The 21,249-nt window shown below is 45.6% G+C and carries 22 protein-coding genes; 13 read left to right on the plus strand and 9 right to left on the minus strand.

Annotation, left to right across the window (positions count from 1 at the left end; all coding sequences use genetic code 11):
- From LGT40_RS12525 to LGT40_RS12540, 4 genes are all read right to left on the minus strand, one after another.
- Positions 1–475 (minus strand): PilZ domain-containing protein (locus LGT40_RS12525; protein ID WP_226343212.1); only part of this gene is annotated, 475 nt, incomplete at its 3' end.
- A gap of 12 nt (positions 476–487) precedes the next feature.
- The gene (locus LGT40_RS12530; protein WP_226073013.1) at positions 488–757 is read right to left on the minus strand and encodes a BolA family protein; all 270 of its coding nucleotides are present in this window, start codon (positions 755–757) and stop codon (positions 488–490) included.
- Positions 754–1,053: a YciI family protein gene (locus LGT40_RS12535; RefSeq protein WP_226073015.1), complete on the minus strand. Its 300-nt coding sequence runs from the start codon at positions 1,051–1,053 to the stop codon at positions 754–756. The genes LGT40_RS12530 and LGT40_RS12535 overlap by 4 nt, the downstream gene beginning before the upstream one ends.
- Positions 1,053–1,646, minus strand: coding sequence for a septation protein A (locus tag LGT40_RS12540; RefSeq protein ID WP_226073017.1), 594 nt, complete (start codon positions 1,644–1,646; stop codon positions 1,053–1,055). The genes LGT40_RS12535 and LGT40_RS12540 overlap by 1 nt, the downstream gene beginning before the upstream one ends.
- Positions 1,647–1,698: 52 nt before the next feature.
- On the opposite strand from LGT40_RS12540, the gene LGT40_RS12545 reads away from it, so the two are divergent.
- The 4 genes from LGT40_RS12545 to clpB all read left to right on the plus strand — a co-directional run bounded on the left by LGT40_RS12545 (position 1,699) and on the right by clpB (position 6,630).
- Positions 1,699–2,529, plus strand: coding sequence for a PHP domain-containing protein (locus LGT40_RS12545; RefSeq protein ID WP_226073019.1), 831 nt, complete (start codon positions 1,699–1,701; stop codon positions 2,527–2,529).
- A 65-nt stretch (positions 2,530–2,594) separates the two neighbouring features.
- The gene (locus tag LGT40_RS12550; protein WP_226073030.1) at positions 2,595–3,221 is read left to right on the plus strand and encodes an L-threonylcarbamoyladenylate synthase; all 627 of its coding nucleotides are present in this window, start codon (positions 2,595–2,597) and stop codon (positions 3,219–3,221) included.
- On the plus strand, positions 3,218–3,898 hold the full coding sequence (locus LGT40_RS12555) for a lysophospholipid acyltransferase family protein (protein ID WP_226073032.1): 681 nt from the start codon (positions 3,218–3,220) through the stop codon (positions 3,896–3,898). Before LGT40_RS12550 ends, LGT40_RS12555 begins: the two co-directional genes overlap by 4 nt.
- Before the next feature lie 146 nt (positions 3,899–4,044).
- The gene (gene clpB, locus LGT40_RS12560) at positions 4,045–6,630 is read left to right on the plus strand and encodes an ATP-dependent chaperone ClpB (protein ID WP_226073034.1); all 2,586 of its coding nucleotides are present in this window, start codon (positions 4,045–4,047) and stop codon (positions 6,628–6,630) included.
- A gap of 52 nt (positions 6,631–6,682) precedes the next feature.
- On the opposite strand, the gene cynS is transcribed toward clpB, so the two are convergent.
- The 4 genes from cynS to LGT40_RS12580 all read right to left on the minus strand — a co-directional run bounded on the left by cynS (position 6,683) and on the right by LGT40_RS12580 (position 11,271).
- Entirely contained in the window at positions 6,683–7,123 is a 441-nt protein-coding gene (gene cynS, locus LGT40_RS12565) for a cyanase (protein WP_226073036.1), read from the minus strand.
- Positions 7,124–7,198: 75 nt separating this feature from the next.
- On the minus strand, positions 7,199–8,026 hold the full coding sequence (locus LGT40_RS12570) for a formate/nitrite transporter family protein (RefSeq protein ID WP_226073038.1): 828 nt from the start codon (positions 8,024–8,026) through the stop codon (positions 7,199–7,201).
- Positions 8,027–8,220: 194 nt separating this feature from the next.
- Positions 8,221–10,338, minus strand: coding sequence for a putative bifunctional diguanylate cyclase/phosphodiesterase (locus LGT40_RS12575; RefSeq protein WP_226073040.1), 2,118 nt, complete (start codon positions 10,336–10,338; stop codon positions 8,221–8,223).
- 66 nt (positions 10,339–10,404) lie between these two features.
- Positions 10,405–11,271: an SDR family NAD(P)-dependent oxidoreductase gene (locus LGT40_RS12580; RefSeq protein ID WP_226073042.1), complete on the minus strand. Its 867-nt coding sequence runs from the start codon at positions 11,269–11,271 to the stop codon at positions 10,405–10,407.
- A 105-nt stretch (positions 11,272–11,376) separates the two neighbouring features.
- On the opposite strand from LGT40_RS12580, the gene LGT40_RS12585 reads away from it, so the two are divergent.
- A complete protein-coding gene (locus LGT40_RS12585; RefSeq protein ID WP_226073050.1) occupies positions 11,377–12,210 on the plus strand; it encodes a CheR family methyltransferase in 834 nt (277 codons plus the stop codon).
- On the opposite strand, the gene LGT40_RS12590 is transcribed toward LGT40_RS12585, so the two are convergent.
- A complete protein-coding gene (locus LGT40_RS12590) occupies positions 12,207–12,890 on the minus strand; it encodes a DUF4126 domain-containing protein (protein WP_226073052.1) in 684 nt (227 codons plus the stop codon). The two genes, LGT40_RS12585 and LGT40_RS12590, sit on opposite strands and share 4 nt — an antisense overlap.
- A gap of 73 nt (positions 12,891–12,963) precedes the next feature.
- Between LGT40_RS12590 and LGT40_RS12595 the strand changes: the two genes are divergently transcribed.
- The 8 genes from LGT40_RS12595 to LGT40_RS12630 all read left to right on the plus strand — a co-directional run bounded on the left by LGT40_RS12595 (position 12,964) and on the right by LGT40_RS12630 (position 21,109).
- Positions 12,964–13,722 (plus strand): Nif3-like dinuclear metal center hexameric protein, encoded by a 759-nt coding sequence (locus tag LGT40_RS12595; RefSeq protein WP_226073060.1) that lies wholly within the window; start codon positions 12,964–12,966, stop codon positions 13,720–13,722.
- 34 nt (positions 13,723–13,756) lie between these two features.
- Positions 13,757–15,091, plus strand: coding sequence for a YhjD/YihY/BrkB family envelope integrity protein (locus LGT40_RS12600; protein ID WP_226073063.1), 1,335 nt, complete (start codon positions 13,757–13,759; stop codon positions 15,089–15,091).
- Positions 15,088–16,308 (plus strand): bifunctional phosphopantothenoylcysteine decarboxylase/phosphopantothenate--cysteine ligase CoaBC, encoded by a 1,221-nt coding sequence (gene coaBC / locus LGT40_RS12605; protein ID WP_226073065.1) that lies wholly within the window; start codon positions 15,088–15,090, stop codon positions 16,306–16,308. Before LGT40_RS12600 ends, coaBC begins: the two co-directional genes overlap by 4 nt.
- Positions 16,289–16,744, plus strand: coding sequence for a dUTP diphosphatase (dut, locus tag LGT40_RS12610; RefSeq protein ID WP_264177904.1), 456 nt, complete (start codon positions 16,289–16,291; stop codon positions 16,742–16,744). The genes coaBC and dut overlap by 20 nt, the downstream gene beginning before the upstream one ends.
- 8 nt (positions 16,745–16,752) lie before the next feature.
- Positions 16,753–19,062: a phosphomannomutase/phosphoglucomutase gene (locus LGT40_RS12615; protein WP_226073067.1), complete on the plus strand. Its 2,310-nt coding sequence runs from the start codon at positions 16,753–16,755 to the stop codon at positions 19,060–19,062.
- Between the two features lie 111 nt (positions 19,063–19,173).
- Positions 19,174–20,079: an acetylglutamate kinase gene (argB, locus tag LGT40_RS12620; RefSeq protein WP_226073069.1), complete on the plus strand. Its 906-nt coding sequence runs from the start codon at positions 19,174–19,176 to the stop codon at positions 20,077–20,079.
- The gene (slmA, locus tag LGT40_RS12625; RefSeq protein WP_226073072.1) at positions 20,076–20,690 is read left to right on the plus strand and encodes a nucleoid occlusion factor SlmA; all 615 of its coding nucleotides are present in this window, start codon (positions 20,076–20,078) and stop codon (positions 20,688–20,690) included. Before argB ends, slmA begins: the two co-directional genes overlap by 4 nt.
- The gene (locus tag LGT40_RS12630) at positions 20,651–21,109 is read left to right on the plus strand and encodes a hypothetical protein (protein ID WP_226073073.1); all 459 of its coding nucleotides are present in this window, start codon (positions 20,651–20,653) and stop codon (positions 21,107–21,109) included. Before slmA ends, LGT40_RS12630 begins: the two co-directional genes overlap by 40 nt.
- Positions 21,110–21,249 lie beyond the last annotated feature (140 nt).

Below are 21,249 nucleotides of genomic sequence, written 5' to 3' on the forward strand. Positions count from 1 at the left end.
TTTTTTTCAGTGCTGATGCATGTTTCATGCTGACTCGAATCGCGTCAATACTGACATCCAGAGTCATGGCATGATAACTGATATCTGCATTATGCACAGTGACCGGCAACGTTAATAAAACGCGTTGTGCCTGCCGTCTTATCGGTTTATCGAGACGAAGAAGCAACACACTCTTGTCTTCAATGGGAGGAGATAACTGTTGTTGTGCTTGTTGCTGAAATTGTCGAACTGCCTGTATCAGGGCTTCGTATGCACCAACGGTATATTGCCCCCCCATCCGTTCCACCAGCTGTTTGAGAATTAAATAACTGCGATCATCAAGATAATGCGTTATCTCACCAAACTGGTATGGCTGACATTCACCGCTGACTTTGCCACGCAAATCAATAATCCGCTGGCAAGGTTTTTGTAGACGCTGACGTTCCAATTGTGCCAGAAAGGCTTGGTTCTTAACTTTGCTGCTTTCCGTGGCCATTATTCAGTTAATTTAATTGAGTTCAGCAGGTGTTTTAGCTTGGATGCTCAGAGCATGGATTGTGGATGGCAACAATTCGGCTGCTGCCTCATAGACCAGCCGGTGTCGTTTAAGCGGGGACAAGCCATTAAAAGCTTCACTGACAATAAAAACCGTAAAGTGACCACCTCCGGTATTGCCCGCATGTCCTGCATGCAGATGACTGTCATCCGTAATCTGAAGCTGTACCGGATTCAGCTGTTGAAGAGCCTGTTGCAGTTGTTGTTGTGTCGTGCTGCTCATGGTAAGACCTTCCGAAAAGGTTTAACAATGACGTTAGCATATACCTCTGCCGCATGATAAGGATCTGCTTCAGCCCACTGCTGTGCACTTAGCAAATCATCAAACTCGGCCACCACAAGGCTGCCAGTAAACCCGGCTTCACCGGGATCTTCGCTATCAATTGCAGGATGAGGACCTGCTAACACTAAACGGCCTTGATTTTGCAATTCCTGCAAACGGGCAAGGTGAGCCGGCCGTGCAGTCAGACGGCGTTGCAGACTATCAGGTTTATCTTCGCTGATAATGGCATATAACATCAAGAGGCATCCTTCGAATTACCGTTGTCATTAATATGGCGTGACAGATAAATCGCCTGGCCAGCAATAAAGACGATAGTAATGGCCAGTGAGCCGAATAATTTAAAATTCACCCAGGTTTCTTCTGAGTAGTAATACGCGATATAAATATTTAGAAATCCGGAAAAGATAAAAAACAGAATCCATGCCGTATTTAATCTCGACCAAACCGCAGTAGGCAGTTGCAGATGGGCTGCCATCAGACGTTCAAGCAGCGTTTTGTCAGTGAATACCCGGGCTCCGATAAAGGCTAATGCAAACAACCAGTTCACTGCGGTGGGTTTCCACATCACAAACTCCGGATTTTGTAACCAGAGCGTGGCACCACCGAGCACCATGACCAGAATAAAGGTAATTAGATGCTGTCTTTCCACTTTGCCATGCCGCAGCAACCCATAAATCACCTGTGCGAAAGTCGCCAGCATCATCACTGCGGTTGCCACATAAATACCGGCAATATCATATTCCTGACCATTCCAATGGTAGGTACCACCACCGAACTTATAGGCAATGAAAAACAGGATAATAGGCAAAAAATCAGTAAATAGTTTCATCTTTTACTTCAGTTATTACAGAGATAGCCCATTCTAACGTAAAATCAACACCATGACGCACTATGACCTGCATTGCCATTCCACCGCCTCTGATGGCGGCCTATCACCTCAAGCACTTGTCGAACGTGCCGTTCAGCAAGGTGTCGATGTATTGGCACTGACCGACCATGACGGTACAGAGGGCATAACTGCAGCACTTCAGGCTGCGCAGGATCAGCCTCTTATTCTTATTCCTGGTGTCGAAATTTCAGTCAGTTGGTATAGCAGTACAGTGCATATTGTTGGACTGAATATTGATATTGACTGCCCTAAATTACAAAATGGTTTAGCCGAAATTCGCGATTATCGTCAACAACGCGCTGAAGAAATTGCGCAACGTTTGGAAAAATCCGGGATTTCGGGAGCTTTGGAGGGAGCGGCTCAATATGCTTCAAAAACCATGTTGGGGCGTATGCATTTTGCTCAGTTTTTGGTTGAAAAAGGCCATGCGTCTGATACCAAAGATGTTTTCAAACGGTTTTTGGTGCGAGGAAAACCAGGATACGTGCCCGGAAAGTGGACTGATTTACACTCTGCAGTGGAGTGGATTACCGAAGCAGGAGGACAAGCCGTCATCGCGCATCCTTTGCGCTATAAAATGACAAGTACTAAGCTGCGGCGATTGATTGAAGATTTTAAAACCGCAGGTGGACAGGCTATAGAGGTCAGTTCAGGACATCAACATCCGGATCAACTGAGAAGTGTTGCCGCCCTGGCTAAACAGTATGAATTGTTCGCTTCCTGTGGATCAGACTTTCATAGCCCCGATCAAAGCTGGAGTGAACTCGGACGTTTTTTACCTTTACCTGCTTCATGTCTGCCGGTCTGGACTTTATGGCAATGAATCATTCTTCCATTTGTATTATGGTATGAAGCAGACAAACTCCCAGCTGTTAACGAAGGTTTTACATGAGTCAATATTTTCAAATTCACCCTGATAACCCACAAGCGCGACTGATCAAGCAGGCTTGTCAGATTATCTTAAGCGGTGGCTTAGTGGTTTATCCAACCGATTCAGGCTATGCGCTAGGCTGTCATTTGGGTGATAAATCTGCCATGGATCGGATTCGTCGCTTGCGTCAGCTGGATGATGATCATAATTTCACCCTGGTGTGCAGGGATTTATCCGAGCTATCGGTTTACGCCAAGTTTAATAATGCCGTATTCAGGTTAATCAAAGCGCATACTCCCGGGCCATATACATTTGTATTACCGGCGACCAAGGAAGTGCCCAGAAGACTGCAGCACCCCAAACGTAAAACCATTGGGTTACGCATTCCGGTCAACAATATTGCATTGGCTTTATTAGAAGAATTAGATGAACCACTAATGAGTTCAACACTGATTATGCCTGGCGAAACCATGCCCATTACAGAAGCGGATGAGGTGGTCGATCGCCTGAGTAAACATGTCGATCTGATTATTGATGGCGGCGCCTGTGGTCCTGAGCCGACAACAGTTATTGAGTTTATCAATGATCTACCGGAAGTCGTCCGTGTCGGTATGGGCGACCCAGCCCCTTTTGAGGTGGAATGACCGTCTACTTTGTCTCATTGGTCTTGATTGCTTTCTCCATCTGGCTTATCGGAATTCTTCATGCTGAAGCGGATTGGGGCGGGCCTTCAGTGAATTGGCTGGATGGCTGGACGCGGCTGATTTGCCGTTATATTCAGCGATTACCAGAGCAAAAAATTAATTTACCTGAGACGGGACCAGCTATCGTGGTGGCTAATCATGTTTCGGGGGTTGATCCGCTGTTATTAATTTCGGCCAGCAAACGCCCATTACGTTTTTTAATTGCCCGTGAAGAATATGAACGGCCCTTGGTTCGTTGGGTATTTAAAAAAGCCGGCTGCATCCCGGTGGATCGCACCGGTCGCCCGGAGCAGGCATTAAGACAGGCTTTACGGGCCTTGCAACAGGGTGAGGTTATTGCTTTGTTTCCGCATGGCAAGATTCATCTGGACAGTGACCCGCCGAGAAAAATTAAAGGTGGTGTGGGCCGACTGGCAAGCTGGTCATCAGCGCCTGTCTTTCCTGTTCGGATTGATGGTGTCAGTGCTCAAGGTAAGGTTTTTACTGCACCATTTGTACCTAGCAGAGTGCAACTGACGATGGATTCAGCATTGCATTGTTCTACTGAAACCATGTCACAATGTTTACAAGATATCAGCACAGCTATTGAAACACCAATAAGCATTAAAAAGCCCTAACCATAGTTATCTATGTTTAATAATTAAACTGTTTTCAATAACTTATTGTTTTAATCAAAATAATTATTTTTCTGCGATAACTCACTTGATTTCCAATCGTCACCCCCCCATTTTGTAATTAACATATTTTTTACAGGGATATTACGATGCAAATCGATAAACTGACCAGCAAGTTCCAGGAAGCACTTGGCGCTGCCCAAAGTCTGGCCGTTGGACGGGATCATCAGGTGATTGAGCCTGCACATTTATTACTGGCATTACTGAATCAGCAAGGAGGAACCGTCAAACCGCTGTTGGCTCAAAGTGGTGTGAATGTGCCTGCCTATCAAGCTGATTTGGAAGCACAGCTAAAGCGCTTTCCTCAAGTTGAGGGCGGCAATGGTGATATTCGCATTTCAACCGAGCTAAACCGTCTTCTGAATCAAACTGATAAATTGGCACAACAACGCCAGGATCAATTTATTTCCAGCGAACTGTTGGTATTGGCTGCGGTTGAGGAAAAAAATCAAACAGGTGAATTGCTGCGAAAGCATGGTGCCAACAAAACGAATATTAATAATGTAATCGATAAAATCCGTGGGGGCGAACGCGTGACCGATCAAAATGCTGAAGAACAACGTCAGGCACTGGAAAAATATACTATCGATCTGACTGCTCGTGCGGAGAGTGGCAAGCTCGACCCCGTGATTGGCCGGGACGATGAGATTCGTCGGACCATTCAGGTGCTGCAACGGCGTACCAAAAACAACCCGGTATTGATAGGTGAACCCGGCGTTGGTAAAACCGCGATTGTTGAAGGTTTGGCGCAGCGTATTGTCAACGGTGAAGTACCTGAAGGCATGAAGAACAAGCGGGTTCTGGCGTTGGATATGGGCTCATTGATTGCGGGTGCCAAATTCCGTGGTGAATTCGAGGAACGATTAAAAGCCGTACTCAATGACCTGTCCAAACAGGAAGGCCAGATCATTCTGTTTATCGATGAAATTCATACCATGGTCGGTGCCGGTAAAGCAGAAGGCGCAATGGACGCCGGAAATATGCTGAAACCTGCCCTGGCTCGGGGTGAATTACATTGCATCGGTGCGACGACACTGGACGAATATCGCCAATACGTTGAAAAAGATGCGGCTCTGGAGCGTCGTTTTCAGAAAGTACTGGTCGGCGAGCCGAGTGTGGAATCGACCATTGCCATCTTACGCGGCCTGAGTGAACGTTATGAAGTGCATCATGGTGTGGATATTACCGACCCAGCTATTGTTGCTGCAGCGACCTTATCGCATCGTTATATCACCGACCGGAATCTGCCGGATAAAGCGATTGATTTGATTGACGAAGCCGCCAGCCGGATTAGGATGGAAATCGACTCCAAACCTGAAGTTCTGGATCGACTGGAAAGACGCTTGATCCAATTGAAAATTGAGCGTGTTGCATTGCAGAAAGAATCGGATGAAGCTTCCAAAAAACGTTTGGATACGCTGGAAACCGAGATGAAAAAGCTGGCGCGTGAATACACTGATTTGGAAGAAGTCTGGAAATCAGAAAAAGCGGCTTTGCATGGCAGTCAGCATATTAAAGAAGAATTGGAAAAAGCCCGGTTGGAACTTGAATCGGCTAACCGTAGTGGCAATCTGGAAAAAATGTCTGAATTGCAATATGGGCGTATACCTGCATTAGAGAAACAATTGGATATTGCGACCCAGGCCGAGATGCAGGATTTCACCTTGCTGCGTAACCGCGTTGGCGAAGAAGAAATTGCAGAAGTGGTTTCCAAGTGGACCGGAATCCCGGTCTCCAAAATGCTGGAAGGTGAGCGTGATAAGCTGCTGAAAATGGATGAAGCTTTGCACGAACGGGTTATTGGTCAGGACGAAGCCGTCAATTCCGTGGCTAATGCGATTCGTCGCAGTCGTGCCGGTTTATCAGATCCCAATCGTCCTAATGGTTCATTCCTGTTTTTAGGACCAACGGGGGTAGGTAAGACCGAGCTGTGCAAATCTCTGGCAACATTTTTATTTGATACCGAAGATGCCATGGTGCGGATTGATATGTCTGAATTTATGGAGAAACACTCGGTAGCCCGTCTGGTGGGCGCACCTCCCGGTTATGTTGGGTATGAAGAGGGTGGTTATCTTACTGAAGCGGTACGTCGTAAACCGTATTCAGTGATCTTATTAGATGAGGTCGAAAAAGCGCATCCGGATGTTTTTAATATTCTGTTGCAGGTTCTGGACGATGGACGTTTAACTGATGGACAAGGACGTACTGTTGATTTTAGAAATACAGTTATCGTTATGACCTCCAATCTGGGTTCCAATGTGATCCAGGAGATGGCTGGTGAAGATAATTATGAAGCTATGAAAAAAGCGGTAATGGAAATTGTTGGGCAGCATTTCCGTCCTGAATTTATTAATCGGGTCGATGATGTGGTGGTGTTTCATCCGTTGCAAAAATCACAGATTCGTGCGATTGCCGATATTCAACTGTCACATTTACGCAAACGACTGGCAGAAAAAGAAATGGGACTGGAATTAACCGATGCTGCTTTGGACCGATTATCTGAGGCAGGCTTTGATCCGGTTTATGGTGCCCGGCCTTTGAAGCGGGTCATTCAACATGAGTTGGAAAACCCCTTGGCACAGGCATTGTTATCGGGACGTTTTGTTGCCGGGCAAGTGATTAAGGTTGATGTGGAAGATGACGAACTGGTCTTTACCAGTGAGTTGAGACATTAAGAGCAAGAAATAGCCGGGGTGAATAATGCCAATTCATCCCGGCTCTTGCGTATTACCATGCTTTATATGGAAGAAACTTGCCATCAAGTGTGATGACAATACGATCCCCTTTGGGATCGGGCTTTTTTTCGACTTTTAGTGCAAAGTCAATTGCGCTGACAATGCCATCACCGCATTTTTCATGGACGATTTCTTTGATACTTGGGCCATATACCGCCATCATTTCGTAGAGACGATAGAGCAATGGATCTGTTGGCACAGTCTGATCCCATTGCTTGTTGGGGTACTTTTGCAAGGCCTGTTCTACTTCGGTTTCAAGCCCCAAACACTGGCAAAGCTTTTGGGCCGTCTCAGCAGGCATACTGTTCATGCCAAGGCAGGCGGAGGCTGTCCATTCAGGTGACATCCCAATGGCTTGACCAATTTTTTCCCAGCTCAACTCTCTGGTTTCTTTTGCCACCATGATGGCTTGCGTCATAGCAAGTTTATTCATTGTTACTCCAAGATATTTATTGATGGGCGGATAAAAAACCAGGCACTGGAAACAGGTGCCTGGTCAACGAGGAAATCAGTTCATTTTTTCCGAAAATTCAGCGGTAGGGGCTCCGGTTTTATAATGCGTGGCATACAACATGCCGCCGGTCAGTACCAGACCACCCAGCAGATTGCCGAAAATTACCGGAATTTCATTCCACCATAACCAGTCAGTAATGGTGATATCTGCACCCATCAGCATGCCCATCGGGAAGAGAAACATATTGACCACCGCATGTTCGAATACCAGGCCAAAAAACACGGCGATTGGCAACCACATCGCCACCACTTTGCCGGCAACTGAGTTTGAGAGCATCGCTCCCACTACGCCAGTCGAAACCATCCAGTTACAGAGAATCCCTGCGACAAATACGGTAAACCACCCAGCACCGCCATGAGCAGCAAAACCTAAAGTACGAGCTTCAGCCGCTTTGGCAATCGCCTGTCCTGCAGCGCCGGGTTCGGTGGTGAAAGCAAAGGTCCATGCAATACCCACTAATAATGCGGTTGTTAAGGCCCCTAATAAATTACCTAAGCCGACCAGCAACCAGTTTTTCATCATTCCTTTGAAGGTACAGCCGCTTCTTTTATCTAACAATGCTAATGGCACCAACGCAAATACACCGGTCAACAAATCAAAACCCAGTAAATTCAGCAATACAAAACCAACGGGGAATACGAGGGCACCAACAATTGGCAAACCGGTTTGAACTGCGGCTGTAACGGCAAAGGCGACTGCAAGAGTCAGAATCGCGCCAGCCATGTAGGAACGGATTAAAACATCCCGGGTAGCCATTTTTAATTTGGCTTCCCCGGCATCAACCATCTTCTTGGCAAATTCGCTGGGCATGAGATAAGACATATAAACTCCAGAATAAAGTAGATATTAAACAGGTAAGCAGTTTGCATGTTTTATGCCGAACTGAACTTGTCTATTAATATCAATTGTTTATCTGTAATTTATGTGTTTTAAAGCTGCTGATGTTGCACCAATATGACCCGAAAAAAACTGTCCGGTGCACAAGCATGGAGCGTGAAATGATTAAAAGCGTCTTTTCAAAATGGTTGTGTCCAGACAATGGCTTCAAGCAATATGGGTTGAGGTCGGCCAATATAATAACCTTGAGCAAAATCAACACCGTAACCCCGCAATAGGTCCAGAATGGCTTCATTTTCAACAAATTCGGCCGTGGTTTTTCTATTTAACCCTTTGGCAACATCGACCAACGCCTTCACAAAAAGCTGGTCATCGGCATTTTTATCCAGATTTTTAATGAATATGCCATCAATTTTGATGATGTCTACCGGAAGTTCTCGCATATAATTAAACGATGAAAACCCCACCCCAAAATCATCCAGCGAGAACCGACAACCCAGTGCTTTAATGGAATGCATCATTTGCTTGGCCTGCTGAAGATTGGAAACAGCAACGGTCTCTGTAATTTCGAAAATGATGGCACTTGCATCCACTTCATATTCAGCAATGGTGCTTTCCAGCAAAGGCAATAGAATAGAAGTGTCAATCACCAGGCCTGATAAATTAATCGCAAAGCTGACGTTACGCTGCTGCTTTTGTAAGCAGCCTAATTGTTTCAGCGCATGTCTGATGACATAGTGATCAATTTGCTGAATAAGGCCTACTTGTTCGGCAATCTGAATAAATTTACCGGGCAAGCGCAGCTCTCCCGTTTGTGGATCCCGCATCCGTAACAAAACTTCGTAATGCTCTATTTTGTCTGAATCCAACTCCAGGATGGGTTGATAAAACAACACGAATAGATCTTGTTCTAGTGCCTGTTCAATCCGATGTTTCCATAATACCCGTGCTTCCAGTTGCTCACGGGTACGATCATCGATCGAGAAAGTATGATAAACCCCTTTGCCAATCGCCTTTGCTTGATACATGGCCAGATCAGCAAATCCCATCAGTTCATGAATACTGGCATCCTGAAGTGGGTAGTGCACGATTCCCACGCTGGTCGATACCTTATGATGAACGGCACCATATTCAAGTTGAATGGTACTCAGCTCATGAATGATCTTTTTTGCCAGGCTAATTGCACCGGCAGGATCACTTTCCGGCATAAGTATGGCGAACTCATCGCCACCTAACCGCGCGACTAAATCGGTAAATCGAGTCACCCGTTTAAGTGCTCGGGCTACCAGAATTAACAGTTCATCCCCCGCACGGTGGCCAGAGGTGTCATTGATATCTTTAAACTGATCCAAATCGAGATATAACAGAGTATTGCGGTGGTGATATCGAACCGCCATGCGCAATGACTTCTCGAATTCTTCAATAAATTTACGACGATTACATAGATCTGTCAGTGGATCGTGCTCTGCCATCCAGATGATGCGTTTTTCAGCTTCTTTCTTATCGGTCATATCCAGACCAACAGATAAGATCACTGCCTGCTGATTATCATGCTCTAACCTTGAGTGTAACCAGGATATCTGTCGAATAAGCCCATTTTTATCAATTAACTCGGCATCTTGCTGAGCAATACGTTGGTGTCCAGCCAATAATTCATTGAAATGGATGTTGGCTTGTATCCAGTGACCAGCTGGAAAAAGTCTTGCCACATTGGATTCAAGCATTTCTTTTTTGCTGTAGCCGGTAATTTTTTCCCCGTAATCATTAAACAATGAGATTTCAAATTGTTTGTTCATGGTTAACACGATTAACTGGGCAGTATTGAGCAGGCTTTGGATAAAGTCCCGTTCTTTTTTGAGTTCACGATTTTTAATTTGAACTTGTTGATTGCGTAATCTGGCGTTCTGATCCAATTGATCCAGAACATTAATCAACTGATTGGTGATATTGGAGAGATCAATGACCTGTTGATCAATATTACGATCAGTATCGGTTAATAATTGGCGAGCTTGTTGATATTTTTTTGCTGAGACAAGTGGCAGAGCCAACGATATCTGTTCGATCTGGTTTAATGGACGAGAAAGCCGATGTAATACCCACCAGCTCAGACCCGATGAAAACAGAATAATCAGTAAAAAGGGGAGTAAATAAATGTTGAGCAACTGTGACTTTTCAAAACTTCCCTGTTGCACCGTTAAAAGAATAATCACTGACAGAATAATCAGCCCAATGAACAAGCTGATACAAAAGATGCTGTAGGAGGTTTTCCAATGAAGTTGAAACGACGTCCTGGCCATATTAATCACATCCATGGGAAGTATTATGCCGGCGATTATGGCATATCGATGAAAGATAAAAAGACCCTAGTGCTGTTCACCTCGAGAAACTCGGGCGAGCACCCAGTCTAAAGCGCTTGCAGATAAAACACGTTTAAGGTAGGCAAACAGATACGTTGGAAAGGTTACAAAGTAACGGATTTTTGGCTGATCTGCTTCGATCGCGTGGATCAATTTATCAACGACAGCACTGGCTGGCAGGGTAAAAGGTGCTGCTGGACCTTGTGTTTGTAAACGTTTTTCCATGGCGTTATAGGTGACTTGATGCGCACTGGCATTTTTATCAATGTGTTGCTGATATTTGGCAAAGGCATTTTGTCGAAACTGACTGATGATCGGGCCAGGTTCAATTAGCGAAACACTAATGCCGGAGCCTTTCAATTCTAATCGTAAGGTATCTGCCAGACCTTCTATAGCAAATTTACTGGCATTGTAGGCTCCACGATAAGGCAGGGCGATCAGCCCTAAGACGGAGCTGTTGTAGACGATCCTGCCAAAACCTTGTTGGCGCATTTGCTTAATAACAAGATTGGTCAGCTCCTGAGTGCCAAAAACATTGGTTTCAAACTGTTGACGCAGTGCTTCACGGGATAAATCTTCAACGGCGCCGGGCTGCCCATAGGCGGCATTGTTGAACAACACGTCGATTTGCCCATCGAATACGATGAGTGCCTGCTTAACCATGTTGCAGATGGAGGGACTGTCATTTAAATCGCAATGTAAACTTTGGATACCGGCGGCGGCAAGCTTGGCTTGATCAGACGGTTTCCTGACCGTAGCGATTACATGATAACCCCGCCGGTGTAATATTTGGGCCGCTTCCAATCCAATCCCACTTGAACATCCTGTGATTAAAATATTGCGACGAGTAAGATTGGGCTTGTTTTTTGACATATAAGCAATCAGAGTATGTTTAAAATCATTATGGCTAAACATTTAAGCATATTGACCGCTAAATGCTATAGACGTTAGTTAATAGGAGTGGGGCACATCGCAGGTATGTTACAAGGAAATGACATTAGTCAGGCCGATTACGAACGGTTTCGGCTTTTTTTGGAACAAGCCTGCGGCATCGTTTTGGGTGATGGCAAACAATACCTGATTGTCAGCCGGTTAACCAAGCTGCTTCGGGATGAAAATATCCCGTCAGTCGCCGATTTGCTAAATGCGATTCAACGAGGCCATCCAAGACATTTACGCGATTCTGTTATTGACGCGATGACCACTAATGAAACGTCCTGGTTTCGTGATGGTGGGCCATTTGAGGTGTTTGAAAAACTAACACTGACCGATATGGAAACCCGGATTACACCGCCCTGTAAAATCTGGTCAGCAGCCTGCTCATCAGGGCAGGAACCCTACACCATTAGTATGATTCTCAGTGAATATATTCGTAAAAAACCGGATAGTCGATTGAAGAATACACAAATTGTAGCCACGGATATTTCCAACAGTATGCTGGCGATGGCGAAACGTGGAGTATATGAGGAACATGCGCTGATTAGAGGAATTTCACCAGCCAGACGGCAGCAATTCTTCAAACAGCTTGAAGGGCGCTGGCATATCATTGATGAATTGAAACAACGCGTGCAATTTCGAGAACAGAATTTATTGCAAAGTTATACCAGTCTGGGCCGCTTTGATGTGATATTTTGCCGCAATGTGCTGATTTATTTTTCTTCTGAACGCAAATCCGACATTCTCACCCGTCTTGCCCAGTCTTTGAATCCCGGCGGCTATTTGTTTTTAGGTGCATCTGAAACCATCAGTGGTTATACGGATGCCTTTGAATTACAACGAACGCCCCATGGCGTGGTGTACCGGCGTCGTTAAACGTCGGTTTTATCTGCTTCGGACTTAATCAATACGGTTTCACCAGCTTGTGACCTTGGAGTTGTTGATGGTGGAACGGGTTTTTCGCACCAGCCTAGCCAACTTCCAATATGTTGCAGAATCGTTTTTATTACCCGCCACAAACGGGGTAATAGCCAGATCATTAAAATTACAAAGAGCAGTAAGCCTGCTAAAAACCACAGTGGATGTGTGAGAGCGGTCCATAACCCTGCAATCACCAGTAAGTCTTCCGTGATGGAGGTGCCCCAGTTACTGAAAGGTTCGGGAGAAGTATTGATTAATAATCGACTGCCTGCTTTGGTAGCATGGGTTGCTGCTGCAAGTCCGCCCCCAAGCAGTCCTGCCGTCAGTTCAATTGCAGGGCTGACATCGCCAACCGCGCTGGCGGCCAGCATCGCTCCTGCAGGGATGCGAATAAATGTATGCAGAGTATCCCATCCGGTATCGACGCCTGGCACTTTATCAGTAAAGAATTCGATGCAATACATGATGCCTGCTGCCATCATCACGAGTGGATCACTGAGCAACTGCAATTCATCCGGCAAAACAATATGGCCGGTAGTACCCATATACCCCAGCATGAATACGGCAGCATATAAATTGATTCCACTGGCCCAGGCGGCTCCCATACTCAGCGCAATAATACTCACAGCATCCATTTTGAGACTCCTGTTTGTTATAGTGACTGGGGTCTGGATAAACAGACCTTGGAGTTTGTGTGGAGTACATTGGATGATAACCCGAACAGAGCTGCTCGCCTACGTTGATGCGTTATTGGCAACGTCAAGATTTCAGGACTATTGTCCAAATGGGTTGCAGGTGGAAGGTAAACAACAAATTAACACCATTGTAACCGGTGTGACGGCCAGCCAGGCACTGTTGGATGCAGCTGTAGCTAATGAAGCGGATGCAATATTGGTGCATCATGGCTATTTTTGGCGTGGGGAAGCTGCTCCGGTAATCGGCGTTAAATATCAGCGCTTAAAAACGCTGTTAGAACATGATATCAATCTTTTGGCCTATCATTTGCCGTTGGATGCGCATACCGAATTTGGTAATAATGTTCAGTTAGCCAAGCTTCTGGATATTGAAATCGATGGTCGTATATCGGGTACCGGCGATCCAGCAATTGGTTTGTGTGGCTGCTTAAAATCACCAATGCCGCTAGATGAGTTTGCTGACTATATTGATAGCAAGTTAGACCGTAAGCCTATGGTTGTCGCTGGTCACGATCGGGTAATCAACACAATCGGCTGGTGTACCGGTGCCGCACAAGGCTATATTCAGCAAGCTGCGGAATTGGGATTGGATGCTTTTATCAGTGGGGAAGCTTCAGAACAAACTACACATTTGGCTCGGGAACTTGGCATTCATTATATTTCTGCCGGGCATCATGCGACGGAACGCTACGGGGTAAAAGCATTAGGTGAACATCTGGCTGCACAATTTGGTCTGCAACATATTTTCATCGATATTGATAATCCGGTTTAATGGATAAACGAATGGCCATCAGGATGGTACGAACATGAATGACTATATAGACCAGTTAAAGCATTTTTTTCAGGTTCAGTTATGGCAGGAAACGGCTCAAAGTGCCAGTAAACTAAAACGTTTGGGTCGACATGCCATCCGTGTGGCCTATGTCATGATTCGACAATTATCTACCGGCGAGTTGAATTTACGGGCGATGAGTCTGGTCTTTACCACCTTGCTTTCCTTAGTGCCACTGATCGCGGTGGCATTCTCGGTGTTGAAAGCCTTCGGCGTACACAATCAAATAGAACCTGTATTGCTCAATTTTATGGCCCCGCTGGGTGAGCGTGGGGCGGAAATGACGAGTAACATTATTGGCTTTGTTGAGAATGTTAAGGTTGGTGTTTTAGGCTCAATCGGTCTAGGCATGCTGTTTTACACCATTATTGCACTGGTCCAGAAGGTTGAAAGTGCATTTAATTATGTGTGGAGAGTTAAACGCGCCAGAAGTCTGGCGCGTCGATTTACAGATTATCTGAGTGTGGTGATGATAGGCCCTGTGCTGGTTTTTTCTGCGCTTGGGGTGGCCGCCACCGTGATGAAACATGATGTGGTGTTAACGCTGCAATCAATTGAGCCATTTGGCACATTGTTGTTAGTGTTAAGCAAGTTGCTGCCTTATTTCATGATTGTATTGGCTTTCACCTTTCTTTATACCTTTATTCCTAATACCCGCGTTAAACTGGGCCCCGCTTTGGGGGGAGCGATAGTTGCGGGTGCGTTGTGGATTGGTCTGGGAACATTGTTTGCCACGTTTGTGGCATCTTCCTCGAATTACACGGCTATCTATTCCAGTTTTGCCATTTTGTTTTTCTTTATGATCTGGCTCTATCTGGGCTGGTATATTCTGCTGACCGGATCGCAGGTGGCTTTTTATCTCCAGCATCCCAGATTTGTATTGATGGGCGGAAAAACCTTGGTTTTAAGCCCTCGATTGCGAGAAAAGAAAGGATTGTGGCTTATGACGATTATTGCCCGACGGTTTTGTGACAAAAAGCCAGCATATACGCTTTCGGAACTGGAGCAGATCACGGCGCTAAGCAGTGAAAATCTAGAGGATTTGCTGGGTATGCTTGAGCAGGGCGGATTTCTGGTGGAAGTCGCCGGTGATAAAGTTGCCTACACATTGGCGGGTGATGTCAGCACAATTCGGGTCAGTGAAATATTGACCAGTTTGCGCAGTGCTGAGGAAATTGGCGTTTCGAAATTACAACAACACACTGAACCCAGTATCGAAGCCTTTTTTACCGAGATGAACAAAGCACAAAATGATGTATTGGATGATTTAAGTTTGCGTGATTTAGCCATAGGTAAAAATGCAGCATGATCGAAAAGAGTGCTTTACAAGGTAAGCGGATATTGCTGGGTGTCACAGGTAGTATTGCGGCATATAAAGCGGCAGATTTGGTCCGAAGATTAAAAGATCACGGTGCAGATGTTCGTGTAATGATGAGTCATGGCGGCACGCAATTTATTACACCGTTAACCATGCAAACGGTAAGTGGCCACCAGGTTTCTTTGAATTTTTTTGACGCCGATGAAGAAGCAGCAATGGGCCACATTAAATTAGCACGTTGGGCTGAATGGATATTGATTGCACCCGCCACGGCAGATTGTTTGGCAAAACTGGCCCATGGTTTGGCCGATGATTTGATTTCCACGGTTTGTCTTGCATCAGAGGCACCGCTGATGGTGGCTCCTGCAATGAACAATAAAATGTGGTCGCACCAGGCTACACAGCAAAATTGCCAGTTGCTAAGACAACGGGGTGTGGAGTTTATTGGCCCGGAAAGTGGGGACCAGGCGTGTGGCGAGCAAGGCGAAGGACGCTTGATAGCTGTCGATAATTTGCTGAAGCATTTGTTGACAAAAAGTCAGCCCGGCCCGTTAAACGGCATAAAGGTGGTCGTGACGGCCGGACCTACTCATGAAGCAATTGATCCCGTTCGATTTATTGCCAATCGCAGTTCAGGGAAAATGGGCTATGCGCTGGCCCAAGCGGCTGCTGAAGCCGGTGCGGATGTGACGTTGATTTCCGGACCAGTAGCGATACATCCACCAAGCGGAGTACATTGCATTCAGGTGGAGTCGGCTCAGCAAATGTATGAAGCGGTTATGCAGCAAATCAGCCCCTCTTCCGTTTTTATTGGCTGTGCAGCTGTCGCCGATTATCGTCCGGCACAGGCTGCGCAAAGCAAAATTAAAAAAACAGATAAAGACGATTTATCCCTGCAACTTCAATTGAATCCCGATATTATTACCGCGGTTGCCAACGCAAAGCAGCGGCCAGCAATGATGGTTGGTTTTGCTGCAGAAACAGACAATTTGCCCTATTATGCAAAACAAAAATTACAGCAAAAAAGGCTGGATGTGATTGCAGCTAATCAAGTGGGGGAGGGCCTGGGGTTTGGTCAGGATAATAATGCGCTGGAAATTTTTTGGCAGAATGGGCACAAGTCACTGACAAATGCTCCGAAACTTGAAATTGCACGCGAACTCATAACATTCATAACAGAGCGCTATCATGCAAAAGATTCAATTTAAAATTCTCGATGAGAGATTAGGCAACTCTATTGAACTTCCAGATTATGCGACGAGTGGTTCAGCCGGAATGGATTTGAGGGCTTGCCTTGATGCGAATCTCACACTACATCCTGGGGAAACCATTCTGATCCCAACAGGAATTGCTATTCACATCGATGACCCGGCATTAGCCGCAATGATATTACCGCGTTCTGGTTTGGGTCATAAACACGGTATTGTTCTGGGAAATTTAGTTGGCCTGATAGACAGTGATTATCAGGGACAAATATTTGTATCATGTTGGAACCGTGGCGATACGCCTTTTGAAATCGTCGTAGGGGAGCGCATTGCGCAAATGTTATTTGTGCCAGTAGTGCAGGTTGGGTTTGAACAAGTGACAGAGTTTACTGCCAGCGAACGCGGCAGCGGCGGCTTTGGTCATACCGGCAGAAACTGAGCACAAACGTGCTATTAACGCTGCAAAATCTGAAAATTTTTCGCAGAAGGCTAAGCTCTTTAGCTATTTTGTTGATGATCTTGATATGGGTTAGCGGCCTAGCTGTCGCTATCTGGATAAATGATTATCAAAAACAATCTGCCATAGCGGTGTTTAACCAACAACAGACAGAAAAGCTGGCGCTCGCCGCTTCAGGACTGACCGATATGCTGCAAGTCTGGCAGCAGCGTTTTAATGAAATGACGGCTGATGATGCGGCAGATCCGGTTGCATATGGCTGGCCTGATGCCACTACCGCTTGTGTGTTAACTGAAATACCCTCTGCACCGACTTCAGAGGCTTGCATACCCGTTAGCTTTGGAACGATCAATAGTTTGCGTCAGGCTACCAAACAAGGCATATCAGATATTGCCGTGATGCAGCCCAATACACCACAAGCGCATATCCTACTCAGCAAAAGTCTTGATAACGCAAGTTATCTGGTCGTGATGATGCAGGTCACAGAGTTAGAAAGCAAACTCAGAGAACGTTATTTAGCTATTGGTTCGGGAAGTCTGGCATTGCAACAAGGTGCTCAGAACTGGCTCACATTAATAGAGCAAGGTGACAGCAAAGCCCAGCAATCCAGTCGGATATATACACAAGCACTACCCGGTGCCTATTGGCGTTTAGCATTCTGGCCAGCTGAAGGTGTTGCAAAATCAGCGGCTTGGCCAGCATTGGCCATGTTGGCAATTATTGTGTTTGTCCTAAGCTGGTTAGTCGCAAATAAATTCAGTACATTACGACCTAAAAAACAGGCCCAAGTTGGTGCCCGGCCACGACCGGTTGAATATGTCGAAAATGAGGTCAATATCGATAATACGCCGACACCCGCTGTCATCCGTGTAGCCGCGCCAAAAGTTAGTAAAACCGAATCCGTTGATAGAGTCCGGCCGGTCGATATCAAACCGGTCATTTTTAAAGCCTATGACATTCGCGGTATTGTCGGCACTCAACTCAGCGAACCGATTATGCGGGTATTGGGGCTAGCGATAGGGACCGAGGCCCAGCATCAGGAGCAGACAAGGATCATTGTCGGCCGGGATGGACGGCTTTCAAGTGAAAGTTTCAGTGATGCGCTGATTGAAGGGATCTTAGCCAGTGGTTGCGATGTTACAGATATTGGCGCGGTTCCGACGCCATTGGTGTATTTTGCCTCTCAACATATGCAGACGCATTGTGGTGTTGTGGTCACAGGCAGTCATAATCCCCAGGGCTACAATGGTCTGAAAATCGTCATTGATAATAAAACTCTGTCAGGTGACGCAATTCAAGGTATCTATCAGCGTATACAACAATCACGTTTATATAATGGAGAAGGGCAGTTACGTCAGGCAGATATCATTGACAGTTATATTGAAAAAGTGAAACTGGCGATCACGCTCTCCCGTCCGTTAAAAGTGGGAGTGGATTGTGGCAACGGTATTGCCGGGAAAGTGATGCCTCGCTTATTGACTGCATTGGGCTGTGAGGTGCATGAGCTGTTTTGTAATGTCGACGGCCATTTTCCAAACCATCATCCTAATCCTGCGCAACCACAAAATATGCGTGATATTTCCAAGCTTGTCCGTGATAAGCATTTAGATATTGGACTGGCATTTGATGGCGATGGCGATCGATTGGGAGTCGTCAATAGCGAAGGCGAGATTATCTGGCCGGATCGACTGCTAATGTTATTTGCCGCAGATATTCTGAAACGTCATAAAGGCGCTACTATTATCTACGATGTTAAAAGTTCGGGATTGCTTGAGCAGGTCGTAACTAAAGCTGGCGGCAAAGCCATCATGTGCCCTTCTGGGCATTCACTCATTCGCGCTGAGATGTTAAAACATGATGCCAAGCTGGCTGGTGAGTTAAGCGGACATATCTTTTTTAATGATAATTGGTACGGTTTTGATGATGCTTTATTTGCAGCATGTCGGTTATTAGCCTTGATTGCAGATGATCCACAACGTCGTGGCGCTACAGAAATTTTTGCAGCCCAACCACAGAGCTTTAACACGCCGGAAATTTTAGTTGATTTAGATACAGCGGAGTGCCGCCGTTTTATGACACAATTTACTCAAAACGCCCAGTTTGAAAATGCTGAGATCATCACAATCGATGGGGTGCGAGTGAATTTTGACAAGGGCTGGGGGCTGGTTAGAGCCTCAAATACAGTACCAGGTTTAACATTACGTTTCGAAGCCGAAACTGAAGCGGATCTGGAGCAGATTAAGCATCAATTCATTCAACAAATGTTGCAGGTAAAACCTAATTTAAGCCTGAATTTTTAATTTTACTCACCAGACAATCTAAAAAATTATTGAAACTGGTCACTATTTTGCATAAGCAAAAAATAATAAAAAAAGCCCGGTTTAACGACTTGGGACAAGGAAAAATCGTTAATGAGTTTGAATACACAGAAAGCGTCACACATTGCTCAAGTTCTGACTGAGGCGTTGCCCTATATCCAACGTTTCTCAGGTAAAACGCTGGTCATCAAATATGGTGGCAATGCGATGATCGACGAAACATTGAAAAACAGTTTTGCCCGCGATGTCGTTTTACTGAAAGCGGTCGGTATCAATCCGGTGATTGTACATGGCGGTGGACCGCAAATTGGTCAGCTATTAGCAAAAATCGGCAAAGAGTCGGAATTTATTAACGGCATGCGTGTAACCGATACCGAGACCATGGACATTGTTGAAATGGTTTTGGGGGGGCAGGTAAACAAGAGCATTGTGAACTTGATCAACAATCATGGCGGACGTGCTGTTGGCTTGACCGGCAAAGACGGTAGTTTGATTTTTGCAGAAAAAATGAAATTTGCCTCATCGGATGACGTGACCCATGACGCACCAGAAATCATAGACCTGGGCTTTGTCGGACGGGTAACCAGTATTGATACCAGTGTTATCGATATGTTGATTCATAGTGATTTCATCCCCGTTATTGCACCAATTGGTGTCGGGCAGGATGGACAATCCTATAATATCAATGCCGATCTCGTGGCAGGCAAGATTGCTGAAGTGCTTCAGGCTGAAAAGTTAATTTTATTGACAAACACACCTGGCCTGCTAGATGCTGACGGGAAGCTGCTTACAGGCTTGAATGCAAAACAAGTCAATGATTTAATTGCGACAGGTGTCATTTATGGTGGAATGTTGCCGAAAATTGGCTGTGCGTTAGATGCGGTTCAGGCAGGGGTAACCAGCTCACACATCATCGATGGTCGTGTACAGCATGCGGTCTTACTGGAAATGTTTACGGATGAAGGGGTTGGCACGCTGATCCGTGGAGGCGGTCGATGACGGAGCAACAATCTACGCGTGCCCAGAATAAACAGTCGCGTCATCAAGCCATTCTGGAAGCTTTGGCAACGCAACTTGAACAACATCCCGGACAACGAATTACCACAGCACAGTTGGCTGAAAGTCTAGGTGTATCTGAAGCGGCGCTTTATCGGCATTTCCCGAGTAAAGCCCGCATGTTTGAAGGTCTTATCGAATTCTCAGAAGATACAGTTTTCGGTCTTATCCGCAGGATTCTCGATGAAGATGAGAATGCGGTATCTCGATGTGAAAAAATCATGGCATTGATGCTAGGATTCAGCTCAAAAAATCCAGGTATAACGAGTGTACTTGTTGGTACGGCTCTTACTGGCGAGACAGAGCGGCTTCGCCAGCGAGTCAGTCAATTTTTTGACCGATTGGAAACACAGTTCCGGCAAATATTGCGCGAGCGTGAATTAACATTGACTCAAGCTGGTGGTCGACCCGTTAATGAAACGGCTAATCTGCTTCTCAGTATTGTTGAGGGGCGCATGCAACAGTTTGTTCGTAGTGGGTTTCGCCAATCACCACTTCAAGGGTGGGAACAGCAATGGCAACTTATCAACATGATTCTCAGGACATACGCATGATCAATGTAGTGGTGTTAGGTCGTTCGATACCGAGCTTAATTAATCTGGCTGATCATGATGATCTCAACATTACCATGATTCAGCCCGAGACAATTGATGAAGCGGTAATGGAAATTCAAGCCGCAGAAACTGATATAACTGTGCTGGAACAACATAACGAGCGTATCAATACCGATATTTTATGTTTGGTTTTGGCGACAAGCTACTCGCATAATCAAACCATCATTTTGGCAGAAAAGTCGCCTGACTTTGAACAGCTAAAAGCCACAGGTTTTAGAGCTCGTGGTTATATTACTCCCACACAACATGACAAATTAGTTAAAGCAATTCGAGCTGTACATGATGGTGAAGCCTGGCTACCAAGACGCTTGGTCGCCGATATGCTTAATCATTTTGCTGCTGGAGATATCGGCAGATAGTTAAATTATTGACCCTAATATGATTTCTTCTGGCGGAAATTTTGCATACTCGAATATTGAATATTTCTAAATTATTTAATATTTAGTACCAATGTACAGTAGATCGGTCTTCCTAGTCATGGGAGACTATTTGCAAAGTC

Source organism: Methylophaga pinxianii, from assembly GCF_020447225.1.
Lineage (GTDB): Bacteria > Pseudomonadota > Gammaproteobacteria > Nitrosococcales > Methylophagaceae > Methylophaga > Methylophaga pinxianii.

Excerpts from the sequence above, each read along its gene's own strand:
- LGT40_RS12555 (WP_226073032.1), top strand. The coding sequence starts at position 3,218 with ATGACCGTCTACTTTGTCTCATTGGTCTTGATTGCTTTCTCCATCTGG.
- LGT40_RS12630 (WP_226073073.1), top strand. The coding sequence starts at position 20,651 with ATGGCAACTTATCAACATGATTCTCAGGACATACGCATGATCAATGTA.
- LGT40_RS12530 (WP_226073013.1), bottom strand. The coding sequence starts at position 757 with ATGAGCAGCACGACACAACAACAACTGCAACAGGCTCTTCAACAGCTG.
- LGT40_RS12535 (WP_226073015.1), bottom strand. The coding sequence starts at position 1,053 with ATGTTATATGCCATTATCAGCGAAGATAAACCTGATAGTCTGCAACGC.
- dut (WP_264177904.1), top strand. The coding sequence starts at position 16,289 with ATGCAAAAGATTCAATTTAAAATTCTCGATGAGAGATTAGGCAACTCT.
- coaBC (WP_226073065.1), top strand. The coding sequence starts at position 15,088 with ATGATCGAAAAGAGTGCTTTACAAGGTAAGCGGATATTGCTGGGTGTC.
- LGT40_RS12580 (WP_226073042.1), bottom strand. The coding sequence starts at position 11,271 with ATGTCAAAAAACAAGCCCAATCTTACTCGTCGCAATATTTTAATCACA.
- LGT40_RS12595 (WP_226073060.1), top strand. The coding sequence starts at position 12,964 with ATGATAACCCGAACAGAGCTGCTCGCCTACGTTGATGCGTTATTGGCA.
- LGT40_RS12585 (WP_226073050.1), top strand. The coding sequence starts at position 11,377 with ATGTTACAAGGAAATGACATTAGTCAGGCCGATTACGAACGGTTTCGG.
- LGT40_RS12550 (WP_226073030.1), top strand. The coding sequence starts at position 2,595 with ATGAGTCAATATTTTCAAATTCACCCTGATAACCCACAAGCGCGACTG.
- LGT40_RS12600 (WP_226073063.1), top strand. The coding sequence starts at position 13,757 with ATGAATGACTATATAGACCAGTTAAAGCATTTTTTTCAGGTTCAGTTA.
- slmA (WP_226073072.1), top strand. The coding sequence starts at position 20,076 with ATGACGGAGCAACAATCTACGCGTGCCCAGAATAAACAGTCGCGTCAT.
- LGT40_RS12575 (WP_226073040.1), bottom strand. The coding sequence starts at position 10,338 with ATGGCCAGGACGTCGTTTCAACTTCATTGGAAAACCTCCTACAGCATC.
- argB (WP_226073069.1), top strand. The coding sequence starts at position 19,174 with ATGAGTTTGAATACACAGAAAGCGTCACACATTGCTCAAGTTCTGACT.
- LGT40_RS12540 (WP_226073017.1), bottom strand. The coding sequence starts at position 1,646 with ATGAAACTATTTACTGATTTTTTGCCTATTATCCTGTTTTTCATTGCC.
- LGT40_RS12545 (WP_226073019.1), top strand. The coding sequence starts at position 1,699 with ATGACGCACTATGACCTGCATTGCCATTCCACCGCCTCTGATGGCGGC.
- cynS (WP_226073036.1), bottom strand. The coding sequence starts at position 7,123 with ATGAATAAACTTGCTATGACGCAAGCCATCATGGTGGCAAAAGAAACC.
- clpB (WP_226073034.1), top strand. The coding sequence starts at position 4,045 with ATGCAAATCGATAAACTGACCAGCAAGTTCCAGGAAGCACTTGGCGCT.
- LGT40_RS12590 (WP_226073052.1), bottom strand. The coding sequence starts at position 12,890 with ATGGATGCTGTGAGTATTATTGCGCTGAGTATGGGAGCCGCCTGGGCC.
- LGT40_RS12570 (WP_226073038.1), bottom strand. The coding sequence starts at position 8,026 with ATGTCTTATCTCATGCCCAGCGAATTTGCCAAGAAGATGGTTGATGCC.